17 protein-coding genes are annotated in these 19,994 nt (G+C 46.7%); 11 read left to right on the top strand and 6 right to left on the bottom strand.

The window, feature by feature from the left end; genetic code table 11:
• Nucleotides 1-55 precede the first annotated feature (55 nt).
• Complete coding sequence (gene psbD / locus F6K64_RS31130; protein WP_008183309.1) at nucleotides 56-1,114, top strand: photosystem II D2 protein (photosystem q(a) protein); 1,059 nt, start codon at nucleotides 56-58, stop codon at nucleotides 1,112-1,114.
• The gene (gene psbC / locus F6K64_RS31125; protein ID WP_044492884.1) at nucleotides 1,098-2,486 is read left to right on the top strand and encodes a photosystem II reaction center protein CP43; all 1,389 of its coding nucleotides are present in this window, start codon (nucleotides 1,098-1,100) and stop codon (nucleotides 2,484-2,486) included. Before psbD ends, psbC begins: the two co-directional genes overlap by 17 nt.
• Before the next feature lie 189 nt (nucleotides 2,487-2,675).
• Here the strand turns inward: psbC and F6K64_RS31120 are convergent, their stop codons facing one another.
• Complete coding sequence (locus F6K64_RS31120) at nucleotides 2,676-3,386, bottom strand: lysophospholipid acyltransferase family protein (protein WP_008183304.1); 711 nt, start codon at nucleotides 3,384-3,386, stop codon at nucleotides 2,676-2,678.
• 218 nt (nucleotides 3,387-3,604) lie between these two features.
• Here F6K64_RS31120 and F6K64_RS31115 point away from each other — a divergent pair, with 218 nt between their 5' ends.
• On the top strand, nucleotides 3,605-3,769 hold the full coding sequence (locus F6K64_RS31115) for a hypothetical protein (RefSeq protein ID WP_287267417.1): 165 nt from the start codon (nucleotides 3,605-3,607) through the stop codon (nucleotides 3,767-3,769).
• Nucleotides 3,770-3,862: 93 nt separating this feature from the next.
• On the opposite strand, the gene F6K64_RS31110 is transcribed toward F6K64_RS31115, so the two are convergent.
• From F6K64_RS31110 to F6K64_RS31100, 3 genes are all read right to left on the bottom strand, one after another.
• Nucleotides 3,863-4,003, bottom strand: coding sequence for a hypothetical protein (locus F6K64_RS31110; protein ID WP_287267416.1), 141 nt, complete (start codon nucleotides 4,001-4,003; stop codon nucleotides 3,863-3,865).
• Entirely contained in the window at nucleotides 3,978-4,469 is a 492-nt protein-coding gene (gene tadA / locus F6K64_RS31105) for a tRNA adenosine(34) deaminase TadA (RefSeq protein ID WP_287267415.1), read from the bottom strand. Before tadA ends, F6K64_RS31110 begins: the two co-directional genes overlap by 26 nt.
• 346 nt (nucleotides 4,470-4,815) lie before the next feature.
• Nucleotides 4,816-6,195, bottom strand: coding sequence for an RNA-guided endonuclease InsQ/TnpB family protein (locus tag F6K64_RS31100; RefSeq protein ID WP_008183299.1), 1,380 nt, complete (start codon nucleotides 6,193-6,195; stop codon nucleotides 4,816-4,818).
• A gap of 63 nt (nucleotides 6,196-6,258) precedes the next feature.
• Between F6K64_RS31100 and F6K64_RS31095 the strand changes: the two genes are divergently transcribed.
• Nucleotides 6,259-6,435 (top strand): hypothetical protein, encoded by a 177-nt coding sequence (locus F6K64_RS31095; RefSeq protein ID WP_008183297.1) that lies wholly within the window; start codon nucleotides 6,259-6,261, stop codon nucleotides 6,433-6,435.
• A gap of 176 nt (nucleotides 6,436-6,611) precedes the next feature.
• Entirely contained in the window at nucleotides 6,612-6,848 is a 237-nt protein-coding gene (locus F6K64_RS31090) for a hypothetical protein (protein WP_008183295.1), read from the top strand.
• A gap of 60 nt (nucleotides 6,849-6,908) precedes the next feature.
• On the opposite strand, the gene grxC is transcribed toward F6K64_RS31090, so the two are convergent.
• Both grxC and F6K64_RS31080 read right to left on the bottom strand, forming a co-directional pair.
• The gene (grxC, locus tag F6K64_RS31085; protein ID WP_071106879.1) at nucleotides 6,909-7,223 is read right to left on the bottom strand and encodes a glutaredoxin 3; all 315 of its coding nucleotides are present in this window, start codon (nucleotides 7,221-7,223) and stop codon (nucleotides 6,909-6,911) included.
• A gap of 432 nt (nucleotides 7,224-7,655) precedes the next feature.
• On the bottom strand, nucleotides 7,656-11,555 hold the full coding sequence (locus tag F6K64_RS31080) for an NB-ARC domain-containing protein (protein WP_287267413.1): 3,900 nt from the start codon (nucleotides 11,553-11,555) through the stop codon (nucleotides 7,656-7,658).
• Nucleotides 11,556-11,739: 184 nt separating this feature from the next.
• On the opposite strand from F6K64_RS31080, the gene F6K64_RS31075 reads away from it, so the two are divergent.
• The 6 genes from F6K64_RS31075 (at nucleotide 11,740) to F6K64_RS31050 (ending at nucleotide 19,890) form a co-directional block, all read left to right on the top strand.
• Nucleotides 11,740-11,952 carry a hypothetical protein gene (locus F6K64_RS31075; RefSeq protein WP_287267412.1) on the top strand — a complete coding sequence of 71 codons (213 nt, stop codon included), beginning with the start codon at nucleotides 11,740-11,742 and terminating at the stop codon, nucleotides 11,950-11,952.
• Nucleotides 11,953-12,048: 96 nt separating this feature from the next.
• Nucleotides 12,049-12,441, top strand: a complete 393-nt coding sequence (locus tag F6K64_RS31070; protein ID WP_287267410.1) for a hypothetical protein — start codon at nucleotides 12,049-12,051, stop codon at nucleotides 12,439-12,441.
• Nucleotides 12,442-12,651: 210 nt separating this feature from the next.
• A complete protein-coding gene (gene glpX / locus F6K64_RS31065) occupies nucleotides 12,652-13,689 on the top strand; it encodes a class II fructose-bisphosphatase (RefSeq protein WP_287257372.1) in 1,038 nt (345 codons plus the stop codon).
• A gap of 417 nt (nucleotides 13,690-14,106) precedes the next feature.
• Nucleotides 14,107-14,268: a hypothetical protein gene (locus tag F6K64_RS31060; protein WP_154659766.1), complete on the top strand. Its 162-nt coding sequence runs from the start codon at nucleotides 14,107-14,109 to the stop codon at nucleotides 14,266-14,268.
• A gap of 29 nt (nucleotides 14,269-14,297) precedes the next feature.
• Entirely contained in the window at nucleotides 14,298-15,602 is a 1,305-nt protein-coding gene (locus F6K64_RS31055) for a glutamyl-tRNA reductase (RefSeq protein ID WP_287267409.1), read from the top strand.
• A 793-nt stretch (nucleotides 15,603-16,395) separates the two neighbouring features.
• Nucleotides 16,396-19,890, top strand: coding sequence for a UPF0182 family protein (locus F6K64_RS31050; RefSeq protein WP_287267408.1), 3,495 nt, complete (start codon nucleotides 16,396-16,398; stop codon nucleotides 19,888-19,890).
• Nucleotides 19,891-19,994 lie beyond the last annotated feature (104 nt).

The following is a 19,994-nucleotide window of genomic DNA, read 5'->3' as shown; positions in this document are numbered from 1 at the left end:
AAGCGTCCCAATTTTGAATCCTTGCAAATCGTTATATGTATGAGGATTTGAATCTATGACAGTAGCAGTAGGACGCGCCCCCAGCACCAGAGGATGGTTTGACATCCTCGATGACTGGCTCAAGCGCGATCGCTTTGTATTCGTCGGCTGGTCCGGCATTCTGTTGTTCCCCTGTGCCTACATGGCGTTAGGGGGCTGGCTAACTGGTACCACCTTTGTAACCTCTTGGTACACCCACGGCTTAGCATCTTCTTACCTAGAAGGTTGTAACTTCCTGACCGTAGCAGTGTCCTCTCCTCCCAACAGTCTGGGACATTCCCTACTGCTGTTGTGGGGACCAGAAGCCCAAGGAGACTTGACTCGCTGGTTCCAACTAGGAGGGTTGTGGAGCTTCGTAGCATTCCACGGAGCATTTGGTCTGATTGGGTTCATGCTGCGGCAATTTGAAATTGCTCGTCTAGTAGGCATTAGACCCTACAACGCGATCGCATTCAGTGCGCCGATTGCAGTATTTGTCAGCGTGTTCCTGATGTACCCGTTGGGACAGTCCAGCTGGTTCTTTGCTCCTAGCTTCGGAGTAGCGGGTATCTTCCGTTTCATCCTGTTCCTGCAAGGCTTCCACAACTGGACACTGAATCCCTTCCACATGATGGGCGTAGCTGGGGTACTCGGTGGTGCTCTGCTGTGTGCCATTCATGGGGCAACGGTGGAAAATACCCTGTTCCAGGATGGTGACAAAGCCAATACCTTCCGGGCGTTCAACCCGACCCAAGCGGAAGAGACCTACTCAATGGTCACCGCTAACCGGTTCTGGTCTCAAATCTTCGGCATTGCCTTCTCCAACAAGCGCTGGCTGCATTTCTTTATGCTGTTTGTGCCAGTAACTGGCTTGTGGATGAGTGCAGTAGGAATTGTAGGTTTAGCATTGAACCTGCGAGCCTATGACTTCGTGTCCCAGGAAATCCGGGCAGCAGAAGATCCAGAATTTGAGACGTTCTATACTAAGAACATTTTGCTAAATGAGGGTCTCCGGGCTTGGATGGCTCCGGCAGACCAACCTCACCAAAACTTTGAGTTCCCTGAGGAGGTACTACCGCGTGGTAACGCTCTCTAATAATGTTGGTATGGTTGCGGGCAATCGTGACCAAGAATCTTCCGGTTTCGCCTGGTGGTCTGGTAATGCCCGTCTGATCAACCTCTCTGGTAAGTTGCTGGGAGCTCATGTTTCCCATGCTGGCCTGATCGTTTTCTGGGCTGGCGCAATGACCCTATTTGAGGTTGCTCACTACATTCCCGAAAAGCCTGTGTTCGAGCAAGGATTAATTCTAATCCCTCACATGGCTACTTTGGGTTGGGGTGTTGGTCCTGGTGGCGAAATTGTTGACACTTTCCCCTACTTTGTTATTGGTGTCCTACACCTGATTTCTTCTGCCGTATTGGGCTTCGGCGGTATTTATCACGCCGTTCGTGGTCCTGAAGCCTTAGAAAATTATTCTAACTTCTTTGGTTACGACTGGAAGGACAAGAACAAGATGACTAGTATCATCGGGTTCCACCTGATCATTTTAGGATTGGGTGCCTTCTTGCTGGTGATCAAGGCCATGTTCGTCGGCGGTGTTTATGACTCTTGGGCACCCGGTGGTGGTGCGGTTCGTTTGATCACCAACCCAACCCTGAACCCCGGTGTGATCTTCGGCTACTTAGTCGATGCTCCCTTCGGTGGAGAAGGTTGGATTATTGGTGTCGCCAACATGGAAGACATCATTGGCGGTCATATCTGGATTGGTCTGATCTGCATCTTTGGTGGTGTATTCCACATTCTGACTAAACCCTTCGGCTGGGCTCGTCGTGCCTTTGTCTGGTCTGGAGAAGCTTACCTCTCCTACAGCTTAGGTGCCTTGTCCATGATGGGCTTCATTTGCTCTTGCTACGTGTGGTTCAACAACACCGCTTATCCTAGCGAGTTCTATGGCCCTACTAATGCTGAAGCGTCTCAAGCTCAGTCTTTCGTGTTTTTAGCCCGTGACCAACGCCTAGGTGCTAACATTGCGTCTTCCCAAGGGCCTACTGGTCTGGGTAAATACCTGATGCGCTCTCCTACTGGTGAAATCATCTTCGGTGGTGAAACCATGCGCTTCTGGGACTTCCAAGGTCCGTGGTTGGAGCCTCTACGGGGTCCCAATGGTCTGGATGTTAACAAGCTCAGAAATGACATTCAGCCTTGGCAGCTACGTCGTGCTGCTGAGTACATGACCCATGCTCCTAACGGTTCCATCAACTCTGTAGGTGGCATTATTACTGAGGCAAATTCCTTCAACTATGTCAACCCTCGTGCTTGGTTGGCTAGTTTCCACTTTGTAATGGCCTTCTTCTTCCTAGTTGGTCACCTCTGGCACGCTGGTCGCGCACGGGCTGCTGCGGCTGGATTCGAGAAAGGTATTGACCGTGACACTGAGGCAGTACTTGAAATGCCTGACCTTGACTAGGTGATGGGATTGAGTTAATAACTCAATGGTAAATCACACTAAGTAAAGTCTAATTAATGGCTAATTAATGGCTAACTAAAAGCTAAGTGATTTTTAAGGCTCCTGTACTTTACAGGAGCTTTTCTTTGGAACAGTTTTCTCCATATAGCACTACGCATTGAGATGTTTGACATTGCTAAACTCCGAAACTTAGTCTAAGCTGACTTCTGACTTCTGACTTCTGACTTCTGACTTGCGCGTAGCGCTATAACTCCTGTCTAAGTTAGTCATGGCTGTATATAGGTCATGGGTAAGCTGTGCAGCTCCTTTTTTAACTGACTTGGTAGAATAATCTCCTACACTAATCGCAGATCCAACAGTCACTTTGACGTCACAACCCCATTTAGGAATAGGCTGGCTATAATTAAGAGCAATCGGTACAATATTGAGACCAATACCAGGGTGAGATGATTCTACCTGCAAGGCAATACGAGCCATACCAGGTTTTAAGGGGTTTACTTCACCATTACGGAAAATATTGCCTTCAGGAAACATTACCAGTACTTCGCCATTGCTCAGGAGTTCGACAGTGTGACGGATACTGCTAATTCCTCCACGTCCAGTATCTACGGGGAACCCTCCTAGACGACGGATAAACCAACCCTGTATGCCATAGATTTCATTGGCTGAGACCATATACCGCAAGTCACGTCCGGTTACAGGTTTGCCAACGGCGTAAGGAACCATTAACGCATCCCAACGAGAGCGATGGGTGGGAGCTAAAATAACAGGACCTGTTTTAGGAACGTTCTCTTGCCCTGTTACGGTAAGTTGACCAAAATGAAACGGAATAACAACACGCCGTGCTAAGGGATAGATAATGTTAGTTAACCCGTGGCAAATACCAGAATCTACAGACATGGTTTTGATGGCGTTACCGTGATCGTTACCATAATCAGAAGTATGTTTTAGCGTTGTTGTCATTGCTCAATCCTACTTACTGCAAGTAGAGCTAAACTATCAATGATCAAGGGTTTGTCCTAAATCCTTAACCTTCAGTTCTACTGTATGTGGTTTCGATCTCAATATCTGACACTCACAGGACACTTCTTGTGGTGTCATGCCCTGATCTGTTCCCTATGGATACTGAAGCTATTAATGGCGTGGCTGAAGGTAAGCATATGCGCTACTTGAGGTGCTGCTTGAGGTGCCGTCAGCCGTCAGCCGTCAGCCGTCAGCCGTCAGCCGTCAGCCGTGGGCTTTTGGCCCACGCTGCGCGAACAGCTTTGTGCCATAGACTTTGACGCTGTGACTTTACTCAGATTATTAAACTAAGGCTTACCTGTTTTCTGGATGCAGTTGCTCATGGGGGAAACCCCCGTGAGCAACTGCATCGCTTATTCAAAAGCTATTGGGTGTAGCTTGCCCAAGCGCCCATAAACTGATAGCTGATAGCTGATAGCTGATAGCTGATAGCTGATAGCTGATAGCTGATAGCTGATAGCTGATAGCTTACGGTCTTTTGCGTCGCTCGGCAAACCAAGATTGCAACTGTTCCCGACAAACCGATTCCATAATTCCCCCTAAAACTGGCAACCGATGATTAGAACAAGCACTATCAGGAAGATTAGCAACGGTGCGAATGCTGCCAGTTTTAGGATCATCTACACCATAAACCAGAAGACCGAGTCGTGCTAAGATAATCGCTCCGGCACACATGGGACAAGGTTCCAAGGTAACGTATAGGGTGCTGGTATTAAGATGCCAGGTTTGCAGCTTTTGACCAGCAGCACGGAGTGCCAGGATTTCCGCATGAGCAGTGGGGTCTTTGTCCCGCTCTCGGCGATTCTCTCCTGTCGCAATTAACTTACCTTCACTGTCTACAATCACTGCACCCACTGGTACCTCACCGGCTTCACCAGCTTTCTGGGCAATTTCTATGGCAACAGTCATCCATTTGCGATGGATGAGATAGCAGTTATCAATCGGGTTAGGTACTTCCATTGTAGGGAGTAGGGAGTAGGGAGCAGGGAGTAGGGAGCAGGGAGCAGGGAAGAGAGGGAAGCGTGGGGAAATAGGGGTATAAGGATTAATTGGTAATTGCTATTTTAAATTTTCAATTGTTAATTTCAATACCTAACTTTGGGGTTTATAGTAATTAATCTAAGTTATAGATTTTATAATATTAATCAAGACTGGTTCCACCAATAGCGCCACCTTTATCAAGCACATAAGCGATCGCATTATGAAGGTCTGTGCCCTGGAAATTCTCAACGTAGTCGCACTGGTTACCACCAGTAAAGAATAATACTTCAGCTTGAACTCTCCACGGGTTGAAACCACATGGATTCTAAGCGGATGTTGCTTCGCGGGTTAAAACCACGCTTGGTGCGCTTTCCATAGGCGAATTAAATTCGCCATGGGTCGCACCTCTGCGCAACGCTTCACGATACGATCTAGATAGAGAGTCCAGCTTGTATCGTTGTGGCAGGTTCAAAACTGCCCTTCCGACCTCGGCCAGAGAAAACTCTAGCTGTGTCGATACTTTGCGAAGAATGTTGGCTGCTCCGTTGCAGTCAGCATTTATCAATTCGCCCTTTCCAGACTTGTAAAGCCCACGTCTAACTCTTCTCCCACTTTCTTTCCACCCCAAGCCCGAAGGGCACGCTTCGCGAACGGGTTTTCCACCAAGTGTAGGCAAAAAATCACGGTCTAAAAAGCTAGCCTTGCTGGTGTAACTTTCTTCAGTCTCAACGAATTTGATACCGTACTCAATACATAGCTGTTCTATCCGACTTTTTAATTTAGCAGTAGGTATCTGAACAAACTGCTGATTATTTTTTTTTCCAATATTGATGCTGTCTTTGTTGCGCTTGTTCCAACCAAATACGACTGTACTAACGTTATTCCTTAAGCACCAGTTAACTATGAATCTAGCGGCTTTATTTACGTTGTCTCGCATTTGTCGATTTCGCTTTTCAATCAAAAAAGCTAGATGTTCGTCCCAGTAGTCTCTACTTTTACCCTTTTTGATAGCACCTACACGCTTGTTGTACCACTGGTTTTGAGACTTAACTTTTCTTCCATCTAATATAAACGACTTACCTGTAGTAGACACGCAGGTTAACCAGTTATTTAAACCAGGATCAATCCCTAAGACTTCACCTGTTTGAGTAACTGCTTCAGGAGCTGTTCTCTCATAGACGAACTCTAGATACAAGCACCCGTTTCTTGGTACAAATCGATACTCTTTTATCGCTTTGTAGTCAATATTGGAAGGCATAGGTAGAAGGAAATGGTCTATCCCAAACCATGCTTTAATCTGTTTTCCTAGAGTAAACTTAAGCTGACCCTTTATCAGCTTCACCCATCTAGCCGGATAGCTAACAACAGCCAATCCCCCCTTTTTTCTATAATTAGGAACTCTAGGCTTGTTTGCTAGCTGACCTTTCTTATATAGCTTGTTTAAGGCTTTGTAAGACTTAAAGGATTCTATTACTCCGTGTAGTGTCTGCTGAGCACAAGCTGACCTCATTGCCTTGAAGTGATGATTTGTCTTCATTATCTTATCCAGATCGGCATTTGTAAGATACCTTCCAGCTTTGAACAACAATTGACGGCAGTAATAAATCCCGCAGTTAGTTAACTTGTTAGCTTCTGAACAGATAAACTCGATAATTGCTCTATTATCAGGTGTCGTAGTTATTAAATGTTGTTGACAACCATACATATTGCATCGACCTTTTGCTGTGCTAATTTAATTATATACTACCGTAATGAATGGGTCAAACATATGCCAGAAAAAAAGAGAAGAGTCGGGAGACCAAGTATCTATGAGGAAAGCAAAAAGACTTACAGTGTTAAGGTTACAAAAATAGCTTGGGGAAATATTAAAAATATGGCAGAGTCTTCTGGCTTGAGCTTGTCTGAGTTCATGGAGTACCTAGGAAGGAATGGAAAACTACCTTAAACACGATAGCCGGGATAAATCCCGGCACGCTCCACGCCCACCCAATAAATTAGGTGGCTAACTCTCGCTTGTTACTTTCCTGTTTCACTATCTTGATTCACCCTGAAAGCTTAACCACTCAACCTTAACCCTGCAACCAACTAACCTTCAACCAATTAACTTTCAACTGTATCCGATTGTTACTGTTTGACCCGGTGGGTGGAACGGGCATCTTGCCCGTTTCCTGCCTCGGACAGGCTTTCCCAAAACTGGCAAAGAGGTGGAAAATCAGGGCCAGCCTTTTGGTGGTGCGTTACGGGGCAGACTATCTCAACCCTGGCTACGAGGCGAAAAATAAGGGCAAGTCCGCCCCTAACACACCCTACGCCTTCAACCTTCAACCTACTGAATGCTTACTAACCCTTCAACCTTAACCCTCCAACCAACTAACCTCCAACCTTCAACTTTCAACCAACTAACCTTCAACCTAAAAATTAGCCCGCTGCCTGAGTTAGCAAAGACTCCAATTGTCCCTTACCGTCTAAATCATACAACTCATCGCAACCGCCAATGTGTTGGTTATTGATAAAAATTTGGGGTACCGTTCGACCTCCGTTGGCTCGTTCCGCCATCTGGTTTCTGGCATTGTCGTCCCCATCGATTTTATACTCGGTGTAGTCAACCCCTTTCCACCATAGCAATAGCTTGGCTCGGATACAGAAGGGGCAGGCTTGCCAGGTGTAAATTTCCACATTGGCTTTCATCTGTTCTGGCTTGCGTCCTAGGATGGGATTGAGAAAATCCAGCATTGTTGGTTAATCCTATGTTGTTGAATCCTATTTAACGATATAGCATGGTTAGGGTATAGTTTAACTTAAGAAAAAGGAAAGAAATAGGATAAGTTTTGGTGTTTATATGTCAGCTATCAGCTATCAGCTATTAGCTATCAGCTATCAGGCTCGAAACCTGTGCCATGATCCATGGACTACCCAAACTTTAACTACTCATTAATCTCGAACTATTAAATTTTATCGTTATAGGTTTATTTTAAGCTGAATGCTGTTCGCGTAGCGTGGCCTACGGCCAACGGCTGAATGCTGAATGCTTACTTTATTATAAATCACTATTTGGTTTGATTTATTGTTTTTAAACACTATCTAGCAATGGTTGTAATAATGGTTACAAAAACCATAGATAAATAATTCATAAAACCGCGATTTTCAAAGCTTTTTAATTCTGATCTAGGGCCACCACCGACTGACATCCTTAATCGCTTCAACAATTGCAGCCAGAGCTTCCTTGCCTCCCAAAGAGATAATAGTTGGACTGAGATTAACCAGGTCTTCTAAGAACCCCTGGCGATCGTGACAAGCCAAGGTGTGAATAAACTCTTGCCAAAGGGAAACGTCATCTTGGAGGGATAAGCCTGGATTTTTGATTAGTCCACTGAAAGCATAGGCTCGGTGATACTCAGACTGAATTGCTTGTGCCATTTGTAGGACTTCTGGAAGTAGGCTTTGCGGAACATCTGGTACTAGTCCAATCAGGGCATTGGCTCGGCTCCAATCATCGGTAATGGCCCGTGCGGCTTCTAGGGCTTCTGGTAGGATTTGAGGCAACTGTGGTGCTAGGTCACTCAGGGCATTGGCTCGGATCCACTCATCAGTAATGGCCCTTGCGGCTTCTAGGGCTTCTGGTAGGATTTGAGGCAAATGTCGTGCTAGTTTACTCAGGGGATAGGCTCGTTTGGACTGATCGGTAATGGCTCGTGCGGCTTCTAGGGCTTCTGGTAGGATTTCCGACAAATTGGGTACTAGTTCAATCAGGGCATTGGCTCGGATCCACTCATCGCTAAGGGATCGTGCCATTTCTAGGGCTTGTGGGAGGAGGGTTTCCGGCAAATTGGGTACTAGTCCAATCAGGGCTAGGCCTCGGTCTGTGTGATCGGTAATGGCTCGTGCCGCCTCTAGGGCTTCTGGTAAGATTTCCGGCAACTGTCGTGCTAGTGCTCTGAGGGCATCGGCTCGGTCTTTGTGATCGGTAATGGCTCGTGCTAATTCTAGGGCTTCTGGTAGGATTTGAGGCAACTGTGGTGCTAGTTCACTCAGAGCACCAGCTCGGTCTGTGTGATCGGTAATGGCCCGTGCCACTTCTAGGGCTTCTGAGAGTAGGCTTTCCCCCAACTGTGGTGCTAGTTTACTCAGGACTATAGCTCGGTCTCTATCATCGGTAAGGGCTCGTGCCATATCTAGGGCTTGTGGGAGTAGGCTTTCGGGCAACTCTGGTGCTAGTTTTCCCAGGGCATGGGTTCGGCTGGACTGATTGGTAATGGTTCGTGCCGCTTTTAGGGCTTCTGGTATAATTTCGGGCAACTGTGGTGCTAGTTCACTCAGGGCATAGGCTCGGTCTCTATCATTGGTAATGGCTCGTGCTGCTTCTAGGGCTTTTGGTAAGATTTCCGGCCAATGTCGTGCTAGTCCACTCAGGGCATCGGCTCGGTCTCTATCATTGGTAATGGCCCGTGCTGCTTCTAGGGCTTGTGGGAGCAAGCTTTCCGACAACTGTGGCGCTAGTCCACTCAGGGCATAGGCTCGGTATGACTCATTGGTAATGGCTCGTGCGGCTTCTAGGGCTTCTGGTATAATTTCCGGGAACTGTGGTGCTAGTGCTCTGAGGGCATAGGCTCGGTCTGATTCATCGGTAATGGCTCGTGCGGCTTCTAGGGCTTCTGGTAGGATTTGAGGCAACTGTGGTGCTAGGTCACTCAGGGCATGGGCTCGGTCTCTATCATTGGTAATGGCCCGTGCCGCATCTAGGGCTTCTGATAAGATTTCCGGTAGCTGTGGTGCTAGGTCACTCAGGGCATAGGCTCGGTCTCTATCATTGGTAATGGCCCGTGCCACTTCTAGGGCTTCTGATAAGATTTCCGGCAAACGTGGTGTTAGTTCACTCAGGGCATCGGCTCGGTATTTGTTGTTGGTAAGTGCCCGTGCCACTTCTAGGGCTTCTGAGAGTAGACTTTCCGGTAAATATGGTGCTAGGTAACTCAGGGCATAGGCTCGGTAACTATCATCGGTAATGGCCTGTGCGATTTTGAGGGCTTCTGAGAGTAATGTTTCCGGTAACTTTGGTGCGACCTCTTTTAGTGCTTCTGCTCGATTATGAGGATCTTGTATGTATTGAAGGTAAGCCAAAGCCTGAACTGGAGTCCAGATCTTTTTCTCTACCAGGGCTGCCATCAACTCTCCTGGAATATGCCCTAGCAAACTATTGATAGAAGACACCATCAAGGCATAACGGCACTGCAAACTAATAGAACGAGTTGGTGAAGAAGAAAAAGCCTGTTCTGCTAACTGCCAAGCCTTGGCTAGATCTTTGACAAAGCCCCCTAGTTTATCCAGACGTTCACAGCTTTGATACCAACCATTGCGTCCAGCTTCTGTTTCCTCCTGCAGCAGTTGGTGTACTTCCTCTACCCAATCCGCTTTTTCTAAATGCCAGGTCAGATAACTGTGACTATAGCCATCGTCCGGTAGGGTGTGCCATAAACCGTTTTGGGTTTTTTGGCGATAGCGCTCTAGGAGTTGACCATGGGCTTGGGGCCAGGTTAATCCTAAACCCGGTAAGCTCACCTCTTGCCCTGTAGCTGGTTCAGCAGTTAGCAACCGACGCGCCATGTCATGAACTAAGTCATGGAGCTGATAGGTGGGAGTCTCATTAGTGGATTTACCAGAGAGCAGTAGAGCCTTAGATTTAAAATACTGTAAGGTCTTTCTGGCCTCCCTAGCACCAACATCCCACAAGGTTGTGCCTAAAGCGGGAGTAATGGAGACATCTTCTGGCAAGACACCAAACCAGGCAAACTGCTGAAATTTTCCTGGTGGTAGTCGTCGTAGACTGAGATTAAAGGATGCCACTAGGCTGTAGTGCTTGCGTCGCTTTTGATCAATCTCTTGGGCACCAGGTAAATCTAAGGTTTCCAACAGGGCAATTTCCTTTTGTAGGTCAGTCAGTAACTCCTGCCAGGAAATACCATCGGCTATTTGTGCTGCTGCTAATTCCAGGGCTAGAGGTAAGTAGCCCACAGTTTTGGCTAGGGCTTGGGCTTGTTTACGGTCTGACCCCTTGAGTTTAGAACCCCCATACTCTTCCAGTAAGGCTAAGGCTTGTGAGGGATTCATCACATCCAAATCATAGCGAGTCACTCCGACAATTTGAGCTTCACGAGTCGTCACTAACAATCGGCACTTAGCACCACCAATCCGAAACGGTTGCACATGGTCTGGGTTCCAAAGGTCATCTACAACTAGCAGGGTAGCCTTGTCATAGAGCAAGGTTTGTAAATGTCTAGAAGCAGCATTAGTATTAGTCGGTTTGTAGTCATGGTCTCCCAGTGCTTGGATCCAACTGCTCAGGAAAGACAGCAAGTCTGGCTGCTGACCCAAGGTTGCCCACAGAATACCATCGGGAAAATGAGTCTGTACCTCTGGATCATTGGCAATGGCAGCAGCCAAGGTAGATTTACCAATCCCCCCTAAACCATAAATAGCGCTAACCACCAGAGTTCCGGTCTTAGCTGTCTGCTCTGACAGTAAGGATTGCTTCAGGGATTGGCTTACCTCTGGGCGCTGGATAAAGTAAGCTGGTAGGGGTGGGGCTTGGAAAGGAACCCCTGGCTTAGGGCGAAGGGCTTGGCAGGTTTTGGCAGGAGTAGTAGCAGTTGGTAGGGATTGCTGTTTCGATTTCTCTGGTCGTTTATTCTCCCACTCTTGCTTAAATAGTTCTAGATTTTTGGCTAGGTCTTGGCAGTAGAGTGTCAGGGTAAAATGCCTTTCATCCTTTCCCTTCTTCTTGACACGGTTGTCTTCTAAAATTCCTAAGAAGTCTTCCATCCGCTGCAAGGCTTCTACTACTTGAGCCTTGCTGAGACTACTTGGATAGTTATCGTCCTTGGTGAGTTCGATTAAATATCTGGTCTGAGTTTCAATTACTAGTTTTGGATTAGTTGAGGTTTTCTCTATCCAACGGAATTTAATATCTGGATTCCCCTGATTAGCGATGTCTTGAGCAAAGGAAACTAATGCTTCAAATAGACGCAGTGCTCTGTTTTTAACTTTAGGACCGTAAGTACGTCTTGCCATGCTATTCGGGAATGGGCAAAGAAAAAAAGTTGAGGGTTAGGGTAGGTTTTCCCTCAATTGAAGAAGCTACCCTCAACTAGTCTAGCTTTGATACACGGTGGTTGTAGCTTCCCTCAACTAACTGTTGCGTTTGGACACCACCCCCAGGTCACCATGGTTTCAGTTAGGAAATCGAAGCAGTACCATGAATGACATCAAACAGCAAGTACTTGATAATCAAGGAGTTGACACTATAGCATTAGTCGAACAACCACAGCCCCTCATGGAAAATCCTGCTCTCTGGCTCAAAGATGGGGATAGTCCAGCGGAAATGATTTTAGCGATCGCAGTTTTAGTGGGAGCATTGACTAGATTGATCCAGGTGGTGGGTCCTTGGTTTAAGAGGCAGGATGGGTGATCCCCCCTAACCCCCCTTAATAAGGGGGGAAATGGAATGATTTGAAGAGTAGGTGCGCTTTCCAATGGCCGGGGAACCCGGCCTTGGGTCGCACCTGTGGAATGGGCATCAGGCGTAGAACTGGCATCTTGCCAGTTTCATGCTGATTGTTTGAAGAGTTGTGTGGAATGGGCATCAGGCGTAGAACTGGCATCTTGCCAGTTTCATGCTGATTTTCACGCGGGCAGGATGCCCACTCTACATTGTCACGCGGGCAGGATGCCCACTCTACATTTTCATGCGGGCAGGATGCCCACTCTACTGCTATTCAGCGCGAAGACTGACGCAACGCCCCCTGTTCCCGATTCCCGATTCCCGTTCCCCTCCTGGGAGGGGTTAGGGGTGGGTTCCGATTCCCGATTCCCGATTCCCGTTCCCCTCCTGGGAGGGGTTAGGGGTGGGTTCCGATTCCCGATTCCCGATTCCCGTTCCCCTCCTGGGAGGGGTTAGGGGTGGGTTCCGATTCCCGATTCCCTAGGATGATGCGATCGCATCCGTTTCCACACACCCAAACCCCAGAGTAAACAAGGATTTCAGTCCCTGTGCCCTATTCCCTATTCCCTGTTCCCTTCTACGAGATACCACGCTCTGATAGACTTAAGAACTGTAAACAAATAATTAAGAAAATAAGCTCATCTAGCTTTTGGGAGAACGGGCGCTTTGGAAAATACACTAGGTTTAGAAATTATAGAAGTCGTAGAAAAAGCTGCGATCGCATCCGCCAAATGGATGGGTAAAGGGGAGAAAAACACTGCTGACCAAGTGGCTGTAGAAGCTATGCGGGAGCGGATGAACAAGATCTATATGCGGGGTCGGATTGTAATTGGAGAAGGGGAGCGGGATGATGCTCCCATGCTCTACATTGGTGAAGAAGTTGGGATTTGTACCCAAGAGGATGCTGCCAACTTCTGTAACCCAGATGAGCTGGTAGAAATTGATATTGCGGTTGACCCCTGTGAAGGCACCAACCTAGTGGCCTATGGCCAAAACGGTTCCATGGCAGTGCTAGCTATTTCCGAGAAGGGCGGTCTATTTGCTGCTCCTGACTTCTACATGAAGAAGCTGGCAGCACCACCCCAAGCCAAGAATCATGTAGATATCAACAAGTCCGCAACGGAAAATCTGCAAATCCTCTCCGATTGTCTAGAGCGCTCCATTGATGAACTGGTGGTAGTTGTGATGGACCGTTCCCGTCACAAGGACTTGATCAACGAAATCCGGGGAGCTGGTGCTCGGGTGCGACTGATTAGTGACGGTGATGTTTCCGCCGCCATCTCCTGTGCCTTTTCTGGTACCAATATCCATGCCTTGATGGGCATCGGTGCTGCCCCAGAAGGGGTAATCTCAGCAGCAGCAATGCGTGCCTTAGGGGGACACTTCCAAGGTCAGCTGATCTACGATCCCGCCATCGTGAAAACTGGTCTGATTGGGGAAAGCAAAGAAAGCAACATTGAACGGCTCGCAAGCATGAAGATTACCGATCCCGATAAGGTTTACAATGCTGAAGAACTAGCCTCTGGTGAAACCGTACTGTTTGCTGCTTGTGGTATCACCCCAGGAACCCTGATGGAAGGGGTTCGGTTCTTCCAAGGTGGAGCACGGACTCAAAGCCTAGTTATTTCAAGTCAGTCCAAGACCGCTCGGTTTGTGGACACCGTTCATATGTTTGAACAGCCCAAGTATATCCAATTGAGCTAACTCTTAGGAAGAGGGTTTTAACCCTGTAGGTAAGCATTCAGCTGTCAGCCGTCAGCGAACAGCCGTCAGCTGAATGCTTACCCCTGTTGCGGTTAGGGCGTCTCTTCTTGCCTCGGAGATCCCCCGTGGGTCCCCCTTAAAAAAGGGGGACTTTGAGTATGGCTCCCCCCTTTTTTAAGGGGGGCTGGGGGGGATCATAATCTTGCAGAAAACTTTGAAAACACGCCCTAGCAACAGTAGTTCAAACTTGAAGGAAGGTGAAAAACCTAGTTTAACCCTTCCTTCAAGTTCGTTTTAGGAAGGATTTGTAGAAAACATTTGTACCAACAAACCGATAAAGAATTACTAAGATAACGGTTTTAATCCTAATAAAGTACACAATATTTTTTCCCTACTCCCGTCTTGATGCAGTCGCTCATGGGGGAAACCACGGCAGTCGCTCATGGGGGAGACCCCCAAGACCGCGCTGCCTCCCCAAGACCGCGCTGCATCGCTACTCCCTACTCCCTATTCCCTACTCCCTACTCCCTAAAATCAAGTACAAAAGTTACTCACCTTTTTGATAACTTCTATAACTAACACTCCCATCAAACCTCCTTATCAAAAACATGAATATTGCCGTAGTAGGTCTGAGCCATAAGACAGCACCGGTTGAAGTCAGAGAAAAACTGAGCATTCCAGAAGCCCAGTTAGAGACTGTGATGCCCCACTTATGTAGCTATCCTCATATTGAAGAGGTAGCGATACTGAGTACTTGTAATCGGTTGGAAGTTTATATAGTCACCACCGAAACTGATGCAGGAATTCGAGAATTGTGCCAGTTTCTGACAGAAAAAGCTGGCATTCCTCTAGCCAAGTTGCGCCCCCACCTATTTATTCTGTTGTATCATGATGCAGTCATGCACTTAATGCGGGTTGCTGGAGGTCTAGATAGCCTAGTCTTAGGAGAAGGGCAGATTCTAGCTCAGGTCAAAACCACCCATAAACTTGGTCAGCAACACAAGGGAATCGGACGTCTACTTAATAAACTGTTTAAACAAGCAATTACTGCCGGTAAGCGAGTTCGCACGGAAACCAGTATTGGCACTGGGGCGGTCTCCATTAGCTCAGCAGCGGTAGAGTTAGCTCAGCAGAAGGTAGAAACCCTTTATGGCACCTCTTTGACGCCCTATAAAATAGCAATTATCGGTGCTGGCAAGATGTCGCGCTTGCTGGTTAAACATTTGCTGGCCAAAGGTGCCGTAGATATCTCAATTCTGAATCGTTCCACCAAACGGGCTGAAGAGTTAGCCAAAGCATTTCCCAAAGCGGATCTACAACTGCATTCCTTGTCAGATATGATGACAGTGGTTGCTCAGTCAGATATCGTATTTACTAGCACCGGTGCTACGGAACCACTGCTGACTCGGTCTAATTTAGAAGGAGTGTTGCAGACAAGCCATTCCTTAATGCTAATTGATATTTCTGTGCCTCGTAATGTGGCAGCGGATGTTGATGAGCTAGAGACTGTCCACTCATTCAACGTGGATGACTTAAAAGCAGTGGTAGCACAGAATCAGGAAAGCCGTCGTAAGATGGCGATGGAAGCACAAGAACTCTTGGAAGAAGATGTGGCAGCCTTTGACATCTGGTGGCGTTCCCTCGAAACCGTTTCTACCATTAGTAGCTTGCGCAGCAAGGTCGAAACAATTCGTGAGCAAGAGCTAGAGAAAGCCCTATCCCGTCTCGGGTCAGAATTTGCCGAAAAACATCAAGAAGTGATCGAAGCCCTAACCAGAGGGATTGTTAACAAAATCCTTCATGACCCGATGGTGCAATTACGAGCACAGCAAGATATTGAAACTCGACGGCTGGCCATGGAATCGTTACAAATGCTATTCAATCTAGATACTGGCGAGCAATTTAGCAGTTAGCAAAAACTTGTAGGGTGGGCAAAAACAGTTTGGTTCAAATGTTTATTATAGTACACAGAACGTTGCCCACCCTACTTGTATCAAAAACTTGTAGGGTGGGCAAAAACAGTTTGGTTCAAATGTGTATTATAGTACACAGAACGTTGCCCACCCTACTTGTATCAAAAACTTGTAGGGTGGGCAAAAACAGTTTGGTTCAAATGTGTATTATAGTACACAGAACGTTGCCCACCCTACTTGTATCAAAAACTTGTAGGGTGGGCAAAAACAGTTTGGTTCAAATGTGTATTATAGTACACAGAACGTTGCCCACCCTACTTGTATCAAAAACTTGTAGGGTGGGCAAAAACAGCAAAAACTTGTAGGGTGGGCAAAAACAGTTTGGTTCAAATGTTTATTATAGTACACAGAACGTTGCCCACCCTACTTGTATCAAAAACTTGTAGGGTGGGCAAAAACAGTTTGGTTCAAATGTGTATTATAGTACACAGAACGTTGCCCACCCTACTTGTATCAAAAACTTGTAGGGTGGGCAAAAACAGTTTGGTTCAAATGTTTATTATAGTACACAGAACTTTGCCCACCCTACTTGAATTGGTATTTTGTGGAGACCTATCAGCGATCAGCTATCAGCTAAGCGAACGGCTAAAAGCCTGTGGTGACGCTACACCGAACAGTTTATGCCCATAGCGCATGCCACTTGAAAAATAAGCTGACGGCTGACGGCTGACAGCTGAATACTTAGTTTTTGATAGACCACGCTATGCTGGTAATGACCAAAAACTAAAGACCAATGACCAAACTATTGCGCTGGGTTACTGGGCTACTGGGTGTATGGATAGCTTGGAATTTGCTATCTCACCTGGTAGCAGCAATTTTATGGTTCACGGAAGTGGATTATCTATCGGCTTTCTTGCTGCGTTTGCAGACCCAGCTGAGTTTGTGGGTAATTGTATTTATCATATCATTGGGGTTTTTGCTCACCAATTTATGGTTAGCCAACCATTTCAAGCATCCAGAAAACTTAGCAGATCTCGAGATTACCTGGCTAAAAGGGTTCAAGACTCTTGACTCTTCATCCTTAACCCTTAACCAAACACGGTTAAACTCACCCTCCCCAATAGTGAGATCGGGAGTGAGACCAAGAGGAAAATTTTCTAAAAAACGCCCAGCCTTCAGATTGCGATCGCTTTTGCCATTTGCCCTAGCACTCAGTTTATTAGTTGGGGTGGTGCTGTTGTACTACGGAAAAATGGCCTTTTCTGTTTGGCATTTCCATCGAGAAACCTTGTCAGCCACCTTTATGAGTGAAGCGACACCCCCCCTACCGTCACCCTTGGGTTGGGTATCTCTCGGAAAGCTATTTTTATCAGAATCCAGAAGCAATCTGGTTTGGCAGCTGGGGATGATCTCCGCAGTGATGGTAGGGCTAATGGTAAATGCTCAGTTGTGGTTAAGAGCGATCGCCCTAGCACTAAGTTTTGCCTGGGCGATGGTGATTTCAGAACAATGGGGCAGAATTTTAGAGTATCTCTATCCCACTCACTTTAACACTACCGAGCCACTATTTGGACAGGATATCGGCTTCTACGTATTTGGTGTACCGGTATGGCAACTATTGAATTTTTGGCTAGGGGGCTTATTTCTCTTTGGTCTAGTTGCGGTATGGCTAATTTACTTAACCTCAGGCAATAGCCTCTCAGATGGGAAATTTCCGGGATTTTCCCAAAACCAACTACGACACCTGTATGGCCTTGGGTCTGCTGTGTCGGCAATCACAGCCTTCCACTATTGGCTTTCCCGGTACAACTTACTGTATTCAACCCGTGGTGTTGCTTATGGTGCGGGCTATACCAATGTCTCAGTCAAGTTGCCCTTTAATACAGGATTGAGCATTCTCGCATTTGCGATCGCACTGTTGTTACTCTTGAGAGCAATTTTCTGGATACGCCGCCTGCCCACCAAAATACCAGTAGCATTGTGGATACTCGGCTTATACCTAGGGATATGGGGAATTGCTGGGATAATCTTACCTGCAGCAGTGCAACGGTTTAAAGTCGAACCCAACGAGTTAGCCTTAGAAAGACCCTATATTGCTCGGACTATTGCCCTGACGAGAGCAGCTTTTGACCTCGATAGTATTGAAGCTGAAACCTTTAACCCCCAAGGTAATCTCACCAGCACCGATCTAGAAAAAAATCACCTAACCATCGACAACATTCCCCTGTGGGATACCCGCCCCTTATTACAAAGTAATCGTCAGCTGCAACAACTGAGACTTTACTACCAATTTACCGACGCCAATTTTGATCGCTACACCATTAAAGTTAATCCAAACCAGTTGAAAGCTGGGTTGAAGGCTGGGTTGAAGGCTGGGTTGAAAGCTGGGTTGAATGTTGGCAGGTTGAATGTTGGCAGGTTGAATGTTGGTAGCAGGTTGAATGTTGACTGGTTGAATGTTGGCAGGTTGAATGTTGGCAGGTTGAATGTTAGCAAGTTGAAGGTTGAAAGTTCAAAAAACCCCCTTCAAGCCAATAACCTTCAAGCCAATAACCTTCAAGCCAATAACCTTCAAGCAAGTAACTTTCAACCAAGTAACTTTCAACCTTGGCCTTTCGGCCACGCTACGCGAACAACCAAACAACCTTGGCCTTTCGGCCACGCTACGCGAACAACCAAACAACCTTGGCCTTTCGGCCACGCTACGCGAACAACCAAACAACCTTGGCCTTTCGGCCACGCTACGCGAACAAACCCTAGAAAACCTTGGCCTTTCGGCCACGCTACGCGAACAAACCCTAGAAAACCTTCAAAAACTCAAAAACAACAAGTACTCATTGCTGCAAGGGAATTAGACTATGATGCTGTGCCCAAACAAGCACAAACTTGGGTTAACAAACACTTAGTCTATACCCATGGCTATGGGTTTACCCTCTCTGCTGTGAATCAGGTAGGAGAGGGAGGACTGCCATACTACTTTATTAAAGACATCGGTTCTGGTGGAGGTGAAGCGCTCAAAGGAAGCTTATATACATCCTCTCCAGAAATTCGTGATAGTATCCCCATTGGTCAACCCCGGATTTACTACGGAGAACTGACCAATAACTATATCATGACCTCCACCAAAACTCAGGAATTAGACTATCCCAGTGGAGAAGAAAACGTTTACAACACCTACGATGGCACTGGTGGTGTTGCCCTAAACTCCTTTTGGCGGCGGTTAGTGTTTGCCCAGTATCTTAAAGACTGGCAGATGGTACTGACTGGGAATTTCACACCCAAAACACGGTTACTGTTCCGCCGTAATATTCGGCAACGGATTCAAGCGATCGCTCCCTTCTTACGCTATGATGCTGACCCCTACCTGGTAATTGCTGATACTTCTGTTGGGGAGTCAGGGGTCACTAAGAATTATCTTTACTGGATTGTGGATGGCTACACCACAAGCGATCGCTACCCCTATGCCGACCCAGGTGACAACCAGTTTAACTACATCCGTAACTCCGTAAAAGTGGTTATTGATGCCTACAATGGCGATGTTAGTTTCTACATAGCTGACCCAAAAGACCCGATTATTCAAACGTGGAGTAAGATTTTCCCGAATTTCTTCAAGTCACTGGATCAGATGCCCAGCAACCTGCGGACTCATTTGCGCTACCCCATTGATCTATTTAACATCCAATCCGAGCGCTTGCTAGCATATCACATGACTGACCCCCAGGTCTTTTACAACCAAGAGGATTTGTGGCGGATTCCCCAGGAAATTTATGCTGGTAAATCTAAATCAGTGGAACCCTACTACATTATCATGAAACTGCCCAAGGAGAAATCAGAAGAATTTATCTTGCTCCACCCCTATACACCTACAGGTCGTAATAATTTAATTGGTTGGCTAGCTGGTCGTTCTGATGGCGATCATTATGGCAAGTTACTCCTGTATCAGTTTCCCAAGCAACAACTAATCTATGGACCAGAGCAAATTGAAGCCCTGATTAATCAAGATCCAGTCATCTCTCAACAAATTTCCTTATGGAATCAAAAGGGTTCAAGAGCAGTTCAGGGGAATCTTTTGGTTATTCCCATCGAGCAATCTCTACTGTATGTTGAGCCATTGTATATAGAAGCTGAGCAACATAGTCTGCCAACATTAGTGCGAGTTATTGTGGTTTATCAAAACCAGATTATTATGGCTCAAAATCTAAAAGAAGCACTTGATGCCATCTTTAAGCCAGAGCAAAGTAAGACACCAACAATTGTACGTCCAGTCGAGGAAACTGCACTCCCTTAGCTAATCTAGCTAAATCCGGTTTTCATACCCTTAATAAAAATATCCCTATCTCCCTATCTCCCCACACTTACCACACTCCCGATGATGGGTATTCAACCAGACTT

It is taken from the genome of Moorena sp. SIO3A2 (genome assembly GCF_010672265.1).
Taxonomy (GTDB): Bacteria; Cyanobacteriota; Cyanobacteriia; order Cyanobacteriales; family Coleofasciculaceae; genus Moorena; species Moorena producens.
The sequence above is the reverse complement of the archived record's forward strand: the minus strand, read 5'-3'. Positions and strand labels throughout refer to the sequence as shown.